This window comes from Cytophagales bacterium (assembly GCA_033344775.1).
Classification (GTDB): Bacteria; Bacteroidota; Bacteroidia; order Cytophagales; family Cyclobacteriaceae; genus JAWPMT01.
This window is the reverse complement of sequence record JAWPMT010000004.1, coordinates 1,028,062-1,042,622: the sequence shown is the minus strand read 5'-3', so window position 1 is coordinate 1,042,622 and position 14,561 is coordinate 1,028,062. Positions and strand designations below refer to the sequence as shown.

The following is a 14,561-nucleotide window of genomic DNA, read 5'->3' as shown; positions in this document are numbered from 1 at the left end:
CCTACATCAATTGATATTCGGGTGATTGCAACATGGCATTGAGTAAATCATTGAGTTGTCTGCTGACGTCCTCCCGGTCGATGCCAAGGGTCCATCGCTCAGTCCAGTAAGCTTCCGGATCTGGATTGCCATCGAATAGTAACTTTTCTTTAAAGAAATTGAGCCTCTTGGCCGTCAACTCACTGGCCTCCGCGTCGAATGATAATTCCTCTGACATGGGCAGAAAGTATTCTGCAAGTGCGATCACCAGGCTTTCCGTATCACTGGCTTCTGATTCGGGAATGTTATTCCTGACGAAATCATACACATTGACCTGACCTGTCATGGCATCGTCGACAGTGAATCGTTGCGCTACAAATTGGTAGCGGAAAGTCAGATAGTTCGTGGTGATCCAACTGCGATTATAGATTGGGAACTGATGATAAGCTGGATAACCCGCCACTTCAAAAGGCTCATAATAATCCAGTCCCATCACATTGATCCGGCCCGTGAGATCACCCATGAATTCATAGAATCCATTGAGATCTGTTTCATAAGAAGGAATGGTGATATCAAAATTCTTAATGAAACCCAACGTGAGATCGATAGGAGATTTGATCAGTGCACCAAACTTATCATCTGTTCTGCCATCTGCACCTTCGTAAAATTCAACACTGGTAAACAATGCCTCCAGTACGGGTTGGATTTTGCATTGATTGGCTTCAAAAATATCGGTAAGATCCTGGATGAGGGTGTTTTGTAGATCTTCGTCAATTTGATGGTAGACAAAGTATCGATAGAGTTTTCGACAGATATGTCTGGAAGTTTCCGCTTGTGCGTAAATGAGGTCAATGAATTGCGTGATTTCATCCAGTACACTGGCCTCTACGGCATTACTGTTGATCAGGAGTGTTGGGTCAGGACTGATGCTCCCAGCGCCCATTCTATCGCTAAATACCTTAGTACTATTGTCGTGTTGCGTTGCAAAATTGGTTCCTTTCACCACGCCACGTGGAAGGCCCGTTTCCTGATCGATATTCGAAAAGGTCCGGTCGATATTGAAGCCACTCAGTACTTTAGCCCCTTCCTGCACGTCCTGTTCCGTAAAAGTGAAGTAATCTCCGTCAAAAGCCGGCTCTGGTATGGCACCTTCCAGCCCTCTGCCAATGGTGAAGAGCTCGAGTAGTTCTCGGGCATAGTTTTCATTGGGGTTGCCCCGCACATTGAGACGGCCATCCAAAAACACCAACATCGCATTATCTACAGAGACCTTCTCGCTCAGTTTTTTAAGGTCTCGTCTGTAAATTGTGTCCGGCACCTCCTCTTCTTCGGAAGGTATGATCACGTCTTGCTGATCAAATGCGAATTGTCGGAACAGTGCATTCTGAAAATAGATGGCCCGGCTATTGTTGACTACCGATCTTTTCGTGGTAAAGAGGGTATGGAGAAAAGTAACGATCCGTTCCCGAAGTGTATAGGCCAATCTTTGATCTGCAGGAACATCTACGGCTAGCATTTGCCCGATCATCCATCTGTTCAGGTATTGACCCAGTTGAAATTCTTCACTGTTGGCATCTGTGACCTCTGAGATCCATTCGGTGCCTGTGGCTGGATCAATAGGTAAAGGGGGATCAGGAAGATCTGTTCGGAAAAGCTGCGTGACGGCTTCCTCAGCGGAGATATTAGCAAAAGCATCAATCTCCGCGGTGGAAGCACCGATGCAGGCGCGACGGAGCAGGTGAGCGGCCCTCTTTTTACCAAGAGGTCCGGCAAGTGGCGTTAATGGCATACAGAGCGAGTTTGCATCGTGAATATAGGTCAGAATTATTAAATTAATTATATTTTATCTTTAAATAATTAATTAATTGCAAATCCCTCCGTTTTCCAATCGTGTCATCTACAACTGTATTCCCACCGAATATCCCGGCCAAACCTGATAATTCAATTTACCAAAAGGTCCATCTAACCATTTGAGGTGAGTCTTTAATGGTTGATCATTGCTAAGATGCCCGTTGATCGAAATGCCTCCAAAAAGATAAAACCCAAGAAATCTCATGCCCACTTCTGTGTGAAGCCTGCTCAATAAACTAAGGTCTTTTTGTGGTTTGCGTGTTGTGCTCAGGTGCATCATTCGTAAGCCAGCTGAGAAGAAATATCGCTTGTTCCGTCGGTCGGTTGGAACCATGGATGATTTGTTGTAAAACAAGCGTTCGAATCCATATCCAATCCCAATTCTTCGATCGGTACCGAAGGCATCTGTAGGATTGTAAGCCAGGATCAAGGCATTTTGATTCATGATCATGAATCGACCATCAAGTGGCATGCTGGATTGGGTAAAGCTGCAATTGAGACAATTACCTGTAGTGTATTCTATCGACGATAAGAAGAGATCATCACTGTAGAGTCGGGTATGTGAACCTCTACTGCCTATGTTAAACAAGGCGATTGGTGTGCCATAATTTTCTATGACTGCTCCTTTGAAAGGTCCTACACTGTATTTATTGATCAGTCCGATGCGTGTTCCTTGTGCCTTGCCGCCGAAGTTGATCAAGCCCAGTTGAAAACCGTCCATGGTTTTGGCACGATTGATCAAGCCAATTTGTACGCCCGTAACGGGAACACCTGCTTTGCGGACTCCACCACTGGATTTTTTCACTGTGTTGATCATGCCAATTTGGATGCCTTTCAGTTCCCAACGAGTCTGATTGAAGCCCAGACTTACTTGCACACCGGTGGTGGTCCGATTCACACGATTGAACAAACCGCCTATTTGCAGACCATCGAAGCTGTGACCTACTTCATTGCCCAATCCTGCAAATTGAAATGCCTGTGTATAAGCCTCATTGATATTGAACCCTCCTGATATTTGAATACCCACAGCATTGGTTCTAACAAAGTTCATGAACCCTGATACTTGTATGCCTTGTAGTTTCGGTGCGTCTTTGCTCCGTCGGATTTCACGTTCTTCCCATTGGGTGAGGTTCACATAGGCGTTGCCACCAACGATATTTGCCAGGCCTGAGATCTGAAGACCGCTAACGGACCTTAAACTCATACTGGATATGAGACTCAAATTGAAGTAATAGCTACCTGCTGATACCCCACTGGTTAGGTTGATAGAAATATCGTTGAAATAATGACCGCTTTCCAGGCCATTGGTTCCGATGCCGGGCAAAAGAGAGAATTCAAATGATTTGTCGCGATACCTGAGTTTTCTCTCTTGAGCATTCGCGATCATGGGTCCTAGAATGAGTAACCAAAAGAGCATAGCTCTCCTTTGTTTACTCCATAAGCTGTTTGACATGGGTTGTAATTTGCATAACACATGCGTAGCTTCTCACTACGCACTAAACATCTAACGAGTATTACACTTGAATCTTGAGTGCGTTCAATGAAAAACACAGAAAATTTTCAATTCAGGATTTTTTTGTTTAGCTATTACATGTGTGTAAAAGTTTGGACAATCATTTTTATTGGAATTTTAGGATATTTCAGATAATGGATGCCGTTTTGATTCTTCGAATAGCGGAGTATATTTACAGTTAGTGGGTATTACCCCAGTATCCATACATAGCCAAGGATCAATTGCCACTTTCAAGAGAATTAAATACGCTTAAGAGGATATTTTTCCTACTGCTGGCCAGTCTCACCATCATGGCCAGTTCAGCCTTCGTATATATTTTCAGTGATGCCAAGCGGGATCAGGTCAGCGACCTGATGTATACCGTCAAAGTGATCAGAAGTTACTATGAGCTAAGTTTTCACCAGTGGGAATTGAGCTTGCTAAGTGTAGGTAATCGGCTGATGGAAATTGATGATCCGGGTGAGCGTTTGGCTTATGCCAACCGGGCTCTTGAAGTTTATCAAAAGGAATTATTGGCATTTGGTTTAGCGGATACTTCAGGTCAAGTTTTGACTTTTACAGGGAGGCGCCTCAATGATACGCTACCAGATTTGAGGTCGTCTGAGGATACCCGGAGATCTTTTGATCTTACTTTAGAACGAGACGGGATTACGCTGGGAGAAAGTTACTATTTTGAAAATGTTGCTGACTGGATTTTGCCTATTAGGGTCCCTATTCGAAATGATCAGAATGAGATCATTGCCGTGAATACGTCTGCCATTGATTACAGTTCGCTGGTTTCGGAATTAGCCGCTTTTGGATTCAATGAAACGTATCTGATCCATCTAAAAAATATTGATTTCAATACAACTCAACTTTATTACCCATTAGCTTCAGATCAATACAAAAACGTGCTTGGTTCGGATAAATTGGATTATCAGAACATTGATACGGTAGGAGTCACCGATGGCATCCATATGATGGTAGGAAAACACCCTTTGACGGGATCAGATTGCATGATCGTTTGCACAGATCTTAATCCATTCAATCATCGCTTGATCATTACTGTACCCGGGTCATCGGTTTATGGTTTGATCTTCGAGCGGTTCAAGATCGGGCTGATTGTCTATCTGATATTATTGATTTCTTCGTTCATATTATATTGGTATTTGAGGAAGAACTTAAAAACCTCACTATCGAAAGTCAGGACTGAACAAGCCAACCTGAAGTCCATCTTTGAAAGTACTTCCAGCGTGATCGGATTATTTGATCGAAAGAAACAGTTGTTGGAATTTAATAGTGCTTTCAACGACTATTCAGTCATGACTGATGACTTGCCATTACATAAAAACATGGATCTGTTAAAGCAGATCAAACATCAGGAGTCGGCAGCGGTATTTAGTAAGTTCATGGACCGTGCCTTAAATGGTGAGAAGTTTCAGGAGGTCATTTCTTACCCAGGGTCCCAGGGTGAATTGACTTTTCGTTTCACTTACAATCCCGTATACGATGAAGAAGAGGTAGTCGGATTCGCCTTTTTTGCAGAGGACATTACGGAGATCCGTAGTTACCAGCAACAGCTCGAAGAGTACAATAAAGGTCTGGAACAGAAAGTTTTTGAACGTACTCAGGAGCTGGGTAGAAAAAACCGCGAATTAGAAGAAGGGTATCAGAAATTACAGACTACCCAGCAGCAGTTGATTCGTGCCGAGAAAATGGCTTCATTGGGTATCCTTTCGGCAGGTATAGGCCACGAGATCAACAATCCACTCAATTTCATCAAACACGGTGCGATTTCATTGAAGGAACAGTTGGAATCCGTTCCTAATAAGAAGGATTACGATCAGTATTTTGAAGTCATCGAAGAAGGAGTCAAGCGAGCTTCTGCGATTGTGATGGGGCTCTCACACTTCAGTCGGACGGGTGAGGCCATGGATGAGTCCTGTGATTTGCATCAAGTATTGGATAATAGTTTAACGCTATTGACCAATCGTTTGAAATCCAAAAATATTGAGATCATCAAATCTTATGATGCGGACCCATTTGTGATTCCTGGTAATGAAGGGAAGTTACATCAGGTATTCACCAATATCATTAAAAACGCGGAGCAAGCGATTTTCGATAAGGGAGTAATTAGAATTGTCAGTAGCAACAGGAAGGACCGGGTCGTGATTGAAATTTCAGATACAGGTACCGGGATCGATCAGTCGCTGTTGCAAAAAGTCACCGATCCTTTCTTTACAACCAAGGGGCCCGGAGAAGGAACAGGATTAGGATTATTCATATGCCAAATGATCATCGATGATCATGACGCTCAATTGGAAATCACTTCTGAAAAGGGGAGAGGGACTACTTTTGTGCTGAGTTTTAAAGCCACTTGAATGAGAAAGTGATGCTGAGGCTCTCGAAGCACACTAGACCAACTTCTCAAACGTCAGTTTCGGATTCTTCAATGCTTTCATGCTGCTGGCCAGGCCTTGCAACGTGAGTGGGAACATACGGTTGTTGAAGAATTGCTGGAGCATCTGCGTCGACTCAGAATACTGCCAGTAGGAAAGATGAGTCGGATTAAGCCAGATCACACTCTTGAAATGATCTCTTAGGCGTTCTAACCAAACAAACCCAGCTTCCTGGTTATGGTGCTCCACCGAACCGCCGGCATAGGTCAGCTCATACGGTCCCATAGATGCATCTCCAACGATGATCACCTTATAGTCAGGGTTATATTTATGGAGAATGTCATAAGTGGAGGTTTTTTCATTCCATCTTCGGCGATTGTCTTTCCAAACGCCTTCATAGATGCAATTGTGGAAGTAGAAATACTCCATGTGCTTGAATTCGTGACGAGCCGCAGTAAACAGTCTTTCACAGGCTTCAATGTGACCGTCCATAGATCCGCCAACATCAAAGAACAGCAGTACTTTGACGTTGTTTCTTTTCTGAGCTTGTAGCGCAATATCCAGATAACCCGCATTTTCGGAAGTCTTTCTGATCGTATCGTCCAGGTCCAATTCGGTAGGTAAGCCTTCCCGTGTCAGGATTCGCAATCGCTTCAGTGCCATCTTCATGGTACGCGTATTGAGCTCCACATCGCCTGACAGGTTTTTGAACTCGCGTTTGTCCCATACTTTGGCCGCCCTGCCTGCTCCTGAACCTTGTTGTCCTACCCGAATGCCTTCGGGATTGTAACCGTACGCTCCAAAAGGAGAAGTACCGCCGGTACCTATCCACTTGTTGCCGCCACCATGTCTTTTTTCCTGCTCTTTCAGCAGCTCCTTCATTCGCTCAATGAGCTTATCCAACCCACCCAGGGCTTCTATCTTCTGCTTGTCTTCTTCTGATAGGTCCCGGACCTGCCCTTTCTTCAGCCATTCCTCTGGGATGTTTGCGGTAAAATCTTCCGCATCTCCTTCAACGCCATGGAAAAAGCTGCCAAATATCCGGTCGAACAAGTCGTATTGATGTTCACTTTTTACCCAGGTGGCTTTGCATAGATAGTAGAAGTCATCGACGCAATTGCCCACTACTTCTTTGTCCAGTGCTTCGAGGAGGTGAAACAGATCCACCATCGTAATGGTCAGTCCGGCACGTTTCGCGAAATAGAAGAAGCTAATGAACATGATGGATCAATTTAAGAAACTTGAACCAAATCGCGTCACAAACTCAATGTCCTGCTCATTCTTGAGTAAAGCCCCGCGATAGGGGAAATCATCTTCTGAGATTTTGGTGTTTGCCAAATCTTCGTCAGTGGCTTTCACAGCCATCAGCAGCCGTATCCAGTCGATCAGTTCGCTGGTGGACGGTTTCTTTTTCAGCTGAGCAATGTCTCGCACTTCATAAAATCGAGTCAATGCACGATCGATCAAGGTGTCCCGGATTTCAGGGAAATGCACTTTGACGATTTTGATCATCGTTTCAGGTTCCGGGAATCGGATGTAGTGAAAGAAGCACCTTCGCAGGAAAGCATCGGGTAATTCTTTTTCGTTATTGGAAGTAATGATCACAATTGGTCGCTTTTTGGCCTTGATCGTGGATTGAGTCTCGTAAACGAAAAATTCCATACGATCCAATTCCAACAGCAAATCATTTGGGAATTCGATATCTGCCTTATCGATCTCGTCGATCAACAAGACTACTTGCTCTTCTGCCTCAAACGCTTCCCAAAGTTTTCCCTTCTTGATGTATTTGCTGATGTCAGCCACATTGTTATCTCCCAATTGGGAATCTCTCAAACGCGTCACCGCATCATATTCGTAGAGCCCTTGTTGGGCGGTAGTGGTCGATTTGATGTGCCAGGTGATGAGCTTTTTATTCATGGCTTTGGCAATCTCGTAGGCCAACAATGTCTTTCCTGTGCCGGGTTCTCCCTTCAGGATAAGGGGTTTTTCCAAGGTAGCTGAAGCCTCTACGGCAATGCTTAATTCTCGAGTGGCTACGTATGAATCGGTTCCTTCAAATTTCATCTTGCTCATATAACACCTATAGTACTGCTGAAAGTTACCGCTTCTTTGGCATACAGCTAATTTTAACTCGGGTTATGAACAAATACGGGATTAGTTTTGCCGTTCTTATTGACATGAGGGTTCGAATCATCATTTGGGTAATAGGTTTAAGTCTGTCCGTCATCGGCTACGGTCAGTCACGTACGTATGTAGGCCTTCGGGCAGGGGGACAGGCTTCCTCGGCATTTATTGTGCACACGATCTTTCCGGTGAACATGGATGTGAGCTTTATTGAGACCGCTCATGTTGGAGCAGTATTCAAGCATTTTAATTTCCGTTCGACCAACCCCAGTGCTTTACAAGCAGGTTTCCAATCGGGAATCAACTATATAGAAAGAGGCTGGCAACAAAACTTCCCTGATGCTGCTGAGCTTGAACCTTACCAGACCCGACTGGGGTACTTGGAGGTGCCCATTGAAGCGGTACTCTACTGGGGGCAAAAGAATACCAAGTTTTACCTGACCATGGGCCTGTATTATGAAAGGTTGATTTCTGATCGGTCCAAAAATCGTCCAACTGCTGAACAAATTGCTGAATTGGATGATCTGCAAACTGATTTCTGGGAATACGAAGCCGCCCGGGATCGGGTCAATGGCTATGGGGGGCGTTTTGCACTAGGGGCATTCACGGATTTGCCATTTGGAACCATTCAACTTGAGGTATTCTCATCGGTCAGTTTTAGCGGGGTTTTTGAGTTTACCAATCGAACAACTGAAATTCCCGATCAATCTAACCTGTATTCCATAGGCCTTTCCGCTGCTTATCTCCTTCGTTTCGGGAGTCTGGAATTCTAAAGCTTTTTATCTGCACTCGTTTTCGGTAATTGAGGTTACCCGGGGTTATTCGTCAGTTTCCGCTTGTAGGAGAAGTTGTAATTCGAATGAATTTGCAATAACAAACGATTGAAATTATAAATTTTAACAGAAAAGAAACATTTTGTTGTTTTTCTAATTAATAATTCGAATAATTTTGCGTCAAATTCATAATTAACCACCACAAAGGTTATGGCAGTATCTGTTGAAAAAATCGAACAAGCTTGTGTTGACGCAAAGGATAAGTTGACGAAGCTGAACATTGAAGAGCAACTAGTTGGAGAACTAGAATGGTGCTTGGGTAGCTACGCGAACGATGGCAATCCTTCAGGATTGGTATTGAAAGGAAAAGAAGCTTTAACAGCTTTGGAATCTTTCAAAAAGGACAACCCAAGAAAAGTAGCCAAGAAATTGATCGACGACTTGGGCAAAGCATTCGCTTAATTTTTAAAGATTTTAGTCGATAAAAATCCCGGGTACTGTGAAAGTGTCCGGGATTTTTTTTGCTATGCTCAGATTCTCTCATAATCAACCCAGGAACTGTATCGAAAAATAGTTACAGAATGAATACTGGAATGACGGTCATGCTGAGCTTGCCGAAGAACGTCATTCCCGGGATTATTATACGACTTATGAATGCTAGTGTTTGTGAGATTAATCGTAGGGGAATCTCAATCTCGGATATTGGGACTTACTAGCTCACAAAGAGCCTTCAACAAATAGGTATCAAAGCACATCAACCAAATAACCAATTAACCCACTAACCAGAGAATCAGGTCGCTATTTCATTGCCTTCAGGCAATCCAGTAATACTTAGATTCTCTAGATATTAAGCCAATAAGAAAGCTTCACTACCAATGCTCTGTTCCGTGGAGTTAAGGTAAATCGATCCGAGATCGGGTTTTCAAAGTCATCTCCGGCAGTAAAGTAATTATCTGTATAGACAATGAACAGATCCGATACTGGCGCAAATCTCCATTGCAATCGGGTATTGATGTTCATGTTGTCCCGTTGATTGTTGTACTGCACAAACGTTGTGATGAACAAATTGGTACTTAGCGTTAAATCTACTCTTGGACTGATTAGGAAGAAGTCTGTGCTGTTGAATGGAGCTGGAAAGTCCAGTCGGTTATATTCGGCTCGCATCTCAATGGCCAGGAAGGGCTGATATCGGAAATTGATCACAGAAGCCAACCTTAACCGAGTGCCATTGAAAAATCCTCCGTAAGTGATCCTGCTCCTGAAATTGAACAGTTTTCTGTTGTCCGAGAAGTAGGCAATACTCACATTTCCCCAAGAATACAGTTCTCCCGCAGGAAGTTCTGCTCCATCACTATTAGTTGGGTCAAAGCCATCAAGCAGCTGCACTTCATTGTAAGAGCTTCTAAAATTGATCCCGGAGTTGTTCAAAAAGTTCACGTCATATTCCAGCTGCGCTTCAAGATCTAGGTTGCTGAAGTTATCGTCTGCAGTTCTGGTGAAATTGAACCCAGGGCCATGTCGCTGAATGGTTCCCTCAGGCCAAAACGTGTATTCGAAACCAGAGCCAAATCGCATCACTTCATTGCGAGGGACGAACCCAACTTCCGCATTATAGCCTTCACCAACGAAGGCGTGAAAGCCAAAAATGTTGATATTTCTTGTTTGATATCCGAGGAATCCACCGTGGGCCCAGGCGTTATCCGATTTTTCAGGATCTTCTGACCGGTGATAAAAGAAATTGCCTTCCCACCGGTTGTCTAAAGATGCGAGGTTATAATCGATTCCGTACACCCGGTTGAATCTAGTGGTGTTTAATGAGGTGTCATTCGGATCAAAGTTGGTGGCTTGCCGATTGACAAAAACAGCCCCTATATTCGATCTGCCTGATATCTGCCGCTGGAATACCCCAACAGAATAGTTTTGTCCCGGCTGCTGGATACGATCATCTGCTCCGGTTTGCATATTGAGCAATCCTACCCGCCAGTCCCTTCCGATTTTTCCACTCAAACGCGCTCCTGCTCTGATAGGGACTTGTACCGTATTTCCGTCACCATCAGTTGCGATCCCGATTCTTCTACTGAAAAAGGGTCGTGCGATCGGAAAACCATTCCGAGCAAACAGATCCTGGTTTTCTAAAAAGAACTGTCGTCGTTCCGGGAAGAAAATTTCAAATCGATCCAGATTAGTGACCTGACGGTCTACTTCTACCTGGGAGAAATCAGGATTGACCGTAATGTCCAGGTTCAAAGAATTGGTTAATCCGACTTTGGCATCAAATCCGACATCACTGGTTGTAGATACGTCAGTGCCTTCTTCAAAATCTTTAGAGAGCCCGCCAGTTACGTAAGGGATGAATGAAATATTGGTCCCGGCTTCGGGAGGTGGCGTATCCCAATTCATTTGGCCGGTGTACAACAGATCCGAAGGACGGTATTGCTGTGGGACACTGATCCATGAAGAACGCTCGTTTTCCTGGCGGTTGTTTCTAAGTATTTGTAAGCCCCAGTTAGGAACACTGTTGTATCGAATCGATTTGAATGGAATGGCCATTTCTGCCGTCCACTTATCATTTTCAATCGTAGCAGCCGAATACCATTTATTGTCCCAATCATCTGAGACTTCTCCGCCAAGTGTTACCAGCCCTTCACGCTGAACATTATAAGGAGTCACCTGAAAAGTAAAGCCATTGGTTTTGTCATTGAAAGGGTCGAAGTAAACACTTACATTGTCATTTCGCATCCATTCAAAATCTCTTCTCAAGGATTGTGCGATGGGACGGCCATTACTTTGCTGATAACAGACCAGGGCGATGTAAATGAATTGATCATTGTAAGTGATCTTGAATTCCGTGCCCTTTTCAGCAGGACGGTTATCTGCCGGAAAATTTTGTGTAAACTCACCGCCTGTAGGTATTTCACTCCAGGCTGATTCATTGAGTCGTCCGTCCAAAGTAATTTCGGCGGCTGTTTTTCTTACCTCATAAGTGGCAGATTCCGGTAGATTTTGTGCAAATAAGGCCTCTTTAGTAACAAAAAGGCACAACAGGAGCAGGGGTGTTACTCGCGTCACAGGTCAAATATGTTGGGTGCTGAGTGTTTAACAGACTTAGTCCGCCTTTCGTTTCATCGGAATGAGATGACTGTCTGCAATTGATCTCAAATAAGCAGGATTAGTATTGATGTCCGGATCTGAATAGATGTAAGCAGAAAGGTCAGCGATCACGCCGGGCTTATAGCCCAATTTGTAAGCCACCTTTTCACAAAACTCAATTTCCGTCTGATAGATCTTGCCATCTACCTTCATCAATTGAATGATATGGAACAAGTAGGAAAACTTCTCATCTGGTGGAAGATCCTTTAAATTCTTGATCGGCTTAGGGTTGTCAATGATATTTTCTATCTGATCTGCGGTGAGTCCGCCTCTTTCTCCGATTCTGTGAATAAGTTCACTTTCTTCTTCAGCGACAAATTTATCTGCCTTGGATAGGTGAACTAACAAACTAACTTGGTCCTCGATTGGTAACATCGCTACAAATTAAAGTATAGAATGGTAACGAAAAAAATAGCATTACCGCATTTTTTTTATTCCCTTTTCAAAAACGTAGGATATAGGGGTAAATGTTCCGTAAAAAGCAATTGTAAAAAAAAATGCTGATGTACTTTGAAATTTACTTTTCCTCAAACTACTTTAGCGGCGAAATGAAAATGACACAAAATACATATTGGTGGTGGTACAGCGATAAAACCTTATCTCTGTGACTTGCTGATATGTCTGAAAAAATATAAAAGCCTGCTGTTCACAGCGGGCTTTTTTTTTGATCCAATATGCAAAAATTTAAAATATCCATTCGTAAAAGAAAGCTACTGGCAGATACCATTACTCCAGTAGCGATTTACCTGAAAATCCGGGACAGGTTTGCTAATTCATTCCTGCTGGAGAGCTCCGATTATCATGGAGAGGAGGACAGCTACTCCTACATTTGTTGTGCACCCATGGCTTCTTTTGAAGTAAATGGTGGCAACGTTTCGGTGAGCTTACCCGATGGTCAACAAACGCAAAGCCAAATCAGTGATGACCTCAATGCGGTTGGCCATTTGAGGAATTTCATCAATTCCTTTGAAGCACCTGAGGCGCAGGCCAAGCACATTGAGAACGGCCTCTTTGGTTACATGGGGTATGACGCGGTGCAGTATTTCGAAGACATTGAAATCTCCGGTAAGGACGCGCTAGAGATTCCGGAGATCCGCTATCACTTTTTCAAATATGTGATTGCACTTGATCACTTCAAGAATGAGTGTTTCATCATTGAAAACTACCTGGAAAAACCTAATGATGAAGAGTTTGATGAGATATCTGACTTGATCCATCAACGCAACATTCCTTCCTTCGATTTTAAAAAAGTAGGGGAGCTAACCTCTAATCTGACGGATGCTGAATTCCTCGAAAATGTCAAGAGCGGCATTCACCATTGCGATATCGGAGATGTGTTTCAGGTGGTATTCTCGAGACGATTTTCTACTGATTTTCTGGGAGATGAATTTCAGGTGTATCGAACATTGCGTTCCATCAACCCGTCTCCCTATTTGTTTTACTTCGACTATGGCAGCTATAAGATCTTTGGTTCCTCGCCGGAAGCTCAGATTGTTGTGAAGGATCAGGAAGCGATCATTTATCCGATTGCGGGTACTTTCCGACGGACAGGAGACGATCAGGCCGATGCGGAACTGGCAAAGAAGCTACTCGCAGATGAAAAAGAGAATTCCGAGCACATCATGCTCGTTGATCTGGCAAGAAATGACCTGAGCAAAAGCTCAGATGAAGTTAAGGTAGAGACCTATAAAGAAATTCAGTATTACTCACATGTCATTCACCTCGTATCAAAGGTAACAGGGCAGTTAAGGGCCGACGCAGATCCCCTGGAAATTGTAGCCTCGACTTTTCCCGCAGGCACACTTTCCGGAGCTCCCAAACACAAGGCCATGCAACTCATCGATCAGTTTGAAAACAAGTCCCGTGGATTCTATGGCGGGGCGATCGGTTTCATGGACTTCAAAGGCAACTTTAATCACGCGATAATGATCCGTACCTTCCTGAGTCAGACCAATCAATTGATCTTTCAGGCGGGTGCGGGCATCGTTTCTAAGTCCAGCCCAGAGAGCGAAGTGCAGGAAGTGTACAATAAACTGGCGGCATTACAGACAGCCATGGAAGAAGCCGAAAAATTATCAGCCCGATGAGACGAGTCCTGGTTTTAGATAATTACGATTCGTTCACCTACAACCTGGTGCACATTCTGAGAGAATTAGGATTGAGTGACCAGATGGAGGTGCATCGAAATGATAAGATCTCCCTCGATGCGGTGGATCAATTCGACGATATTTTGTTATCTCCGGGTCCGGGTGTCCCGCAAGATGCCGGGATTATGCCGGAGTTGATCAAGCGATACGCGCCAACCAAAAATATCCTGGGCGTTTGTTTAGGCCATCAGGCCATCGGAGAAGCATTTGGGGCTACATTGTATAACCTGCCACTGGTGTATCACGGCGTGACCACTGAAGTGGAAATAGATGCTGCGGGTGATGTGCTCTTCGAGGATATTCCTGAAAAGTTCACCGTCTGTCGCTACCATTCCTGGGTCATCGAGCCAGATAGTCTACCGGCGAATTTGAAGATTACCGTACGTGGTGAAGAAGGCAGGATCATGGGACTGGCACACAAACAATACAATGTGCGAGGGGTTCAATTTCACCCTGAGTCTATCATGACCGAGCACGGAAAGAAAATGATTGAAAACTGGTTGAAACAAGGCTGAAATGAAGGCAATATCTACAATAATCAAGCTTCAAAAAGATTTTGGTTATGCGCCAGATGTACTTGGGATTACTCCAATGTCCCCTAAAGGGGAGTGTGATATTTCCCCTTCAGGGGCTAGGGGTTTATTCA

11 protein-coding genes are annotated in these 14,561 nt (G+C 44.0%); 5 read left to right on the top strand and 6 right to left on the bottom strand.

Annotation, left to right across the window (positions count from 1 at the left end):
* Position 1: 1 nt before the first annotated feature.
* Positions 2 to 1,768 carry a DUF1800 family protein gene (locus R8G66_13135; protein MDW3193309.1) on the bottom strand — a complete coding sequence of 589 codons (1,767 nt, stop codon included), beginning with the start codon at positions 1,766 to 1,768 and terminating at the stop codon, positions 2 to 4.
* A gap of 108 nt (positions 1,769 to 1,876) precedes the next feature.
* Positions 1,877 to 3,283: a hypothetical protein gene (locus tag R8G66_13130; GenBank protein MDW3193308.1), complete on the bottom strand. Its 1,407-nt coding sequence runs from the start codon at positions 3,281 to 3,283 to the stop codon at positions 1,877 to 1,879.
* A 350-nt stretch (positions 3,284 to 3,633) separates the two neighbouring features.
* Here R8G66_13130 and R8G66_13125 point away from each other — a divergent pair, with 350 nt between their 5' ends.
* Entirely contained in the window at positions 3,634 to 5,703 is a 2,070-nt protein-coding gene (locus R8G66_13125; protein ID MDW3193307.1) for an ATP-binding protein, read from the top strand.
* Positions 5,704 to 5,736: 33 nt separating this feature from the next.
* Here the strand turns inward: R8G66_13125 and R8G66_13120 are convergent, their stop codons facing one another.
* Positions 5,737 to 6,942, bottom strand: a complete 1,206-nt coding sequence (locus tag R8G66_13120) for a VWA domain-containing protein (protein MDW3193306.1) — start codon at positions 6,940 to 6,942, stop codon at positions 5,737 to 5,739.
* Positions 6,943 to 6,948: 6 nt separating this feature from the next.
* On the bottom strand, positions 6,949 to 7,785 hold the full coding sequence (locus R8G66_13115; GenBank protein ID MDW3193305.1) for a MoxR family ATPase: 837 nt from the start codon (positions 7,783 to 7,785) through the stop codon (positions 6,949 to 6,951).
* 74 nt (positions 7,786 to 7,859) lie between these two features.
* Here R8G66_13115 and R8G66_13110 point away from each other — a divergent pair, with 74 nt between their 5' ends.
* Together R8G66_13110 and R8G66_13105 are read left to right on the top strand one after the other, a co-directional pair.
* Positions 7,860 to 8,618: an outer membrane beta-barrel protein gene (locus R8G66_13110; protein ID MDW3193304.1), complete on the top strand. Its 759-nt coding sequence runs from the start codon at positions 7,860 to 7,862 to the stop codon at positions 8,616 to 8,618.
* Positions 8,619 to 8,828: 210 nt separating this feature from the next.
* Positions 8,829 to 9,080: a hypothetical protein gene (locus tag R8G66_13105; protein ID MDW3193303.1), complete on the top strand. Its 252-nt coding sequence runs from the start codon at positions 8,829 to 8,831 to the stop codon at positions 9,078 to 9,080.
* Positions 9,081 to 9,458: 378 nt separating this feature from the next.
* On the opposite strand, the gene R8G66_13100 is transcribed toward R8G66_13105, so the two are convergent.
* Positions 9,459 to 11,687 carry a DUF5916 domain-containing protein gene (locus R8G66_13100; protein ID MDW3193302.1) on the bottom strand — a complete coding sequence of 743 codons (2,229 nt, stop codon included), beginning with the start codon at positions 11,685 to 11,687 and terminating at the stop codon, positions 9,459 to 9,461.
* Between the two features lie 36 nt (positions 11,688 to 11,723).
* Positions 11,724 to 12,143 carry a TerB family tellurite resistance protein gene (locus tag R8G66_13095; protein ID MDW3193301.1) on the bottom strand — a complete coding sequence of 140 codons (420 nt, stop codon included), beginning with the start codon at positions 12,141 to 12,143 and terminating at the stop codon, positions 11,724 to 11,726.
* Between the two features lie 299 nt (positions 12,144 to 12,442).
* Between R8G66_13095 and R8G66_13090 the strand changes: the two genes are divergently transcribed.
* Together R8G66_13090 and R8G66_13085 are read left to right on the top strand one after the other, a co-directional pair.
* A complete protein-coding gene (locus R8G66_13090) occupies positions 12,443 to 13,855 on the top strand; it encodes an anthranilate synthase component I family protein (protein ID MDW3193300.1) in 1,413 nt (470 codons plus the stop codon).
* Positions 13,852 to 14,430: an aminodeoxychorismate/anthranilate synthase component II gene (locus tag R8G66_13085; GenBank protein MDW3193299.1), complete on the top strand. Its 579-nt coding sequence runs from the start codon at positions 13,852 to 13,854 to the stop codon at positions 14,428 to 14,430. Before R8G66_13090 ends, R8G66_13085 begins: the two co-directional genes overlap by 4 nt.
* Positions 14,431 to 14,561 lie beyond the last annotated feature (131 nt).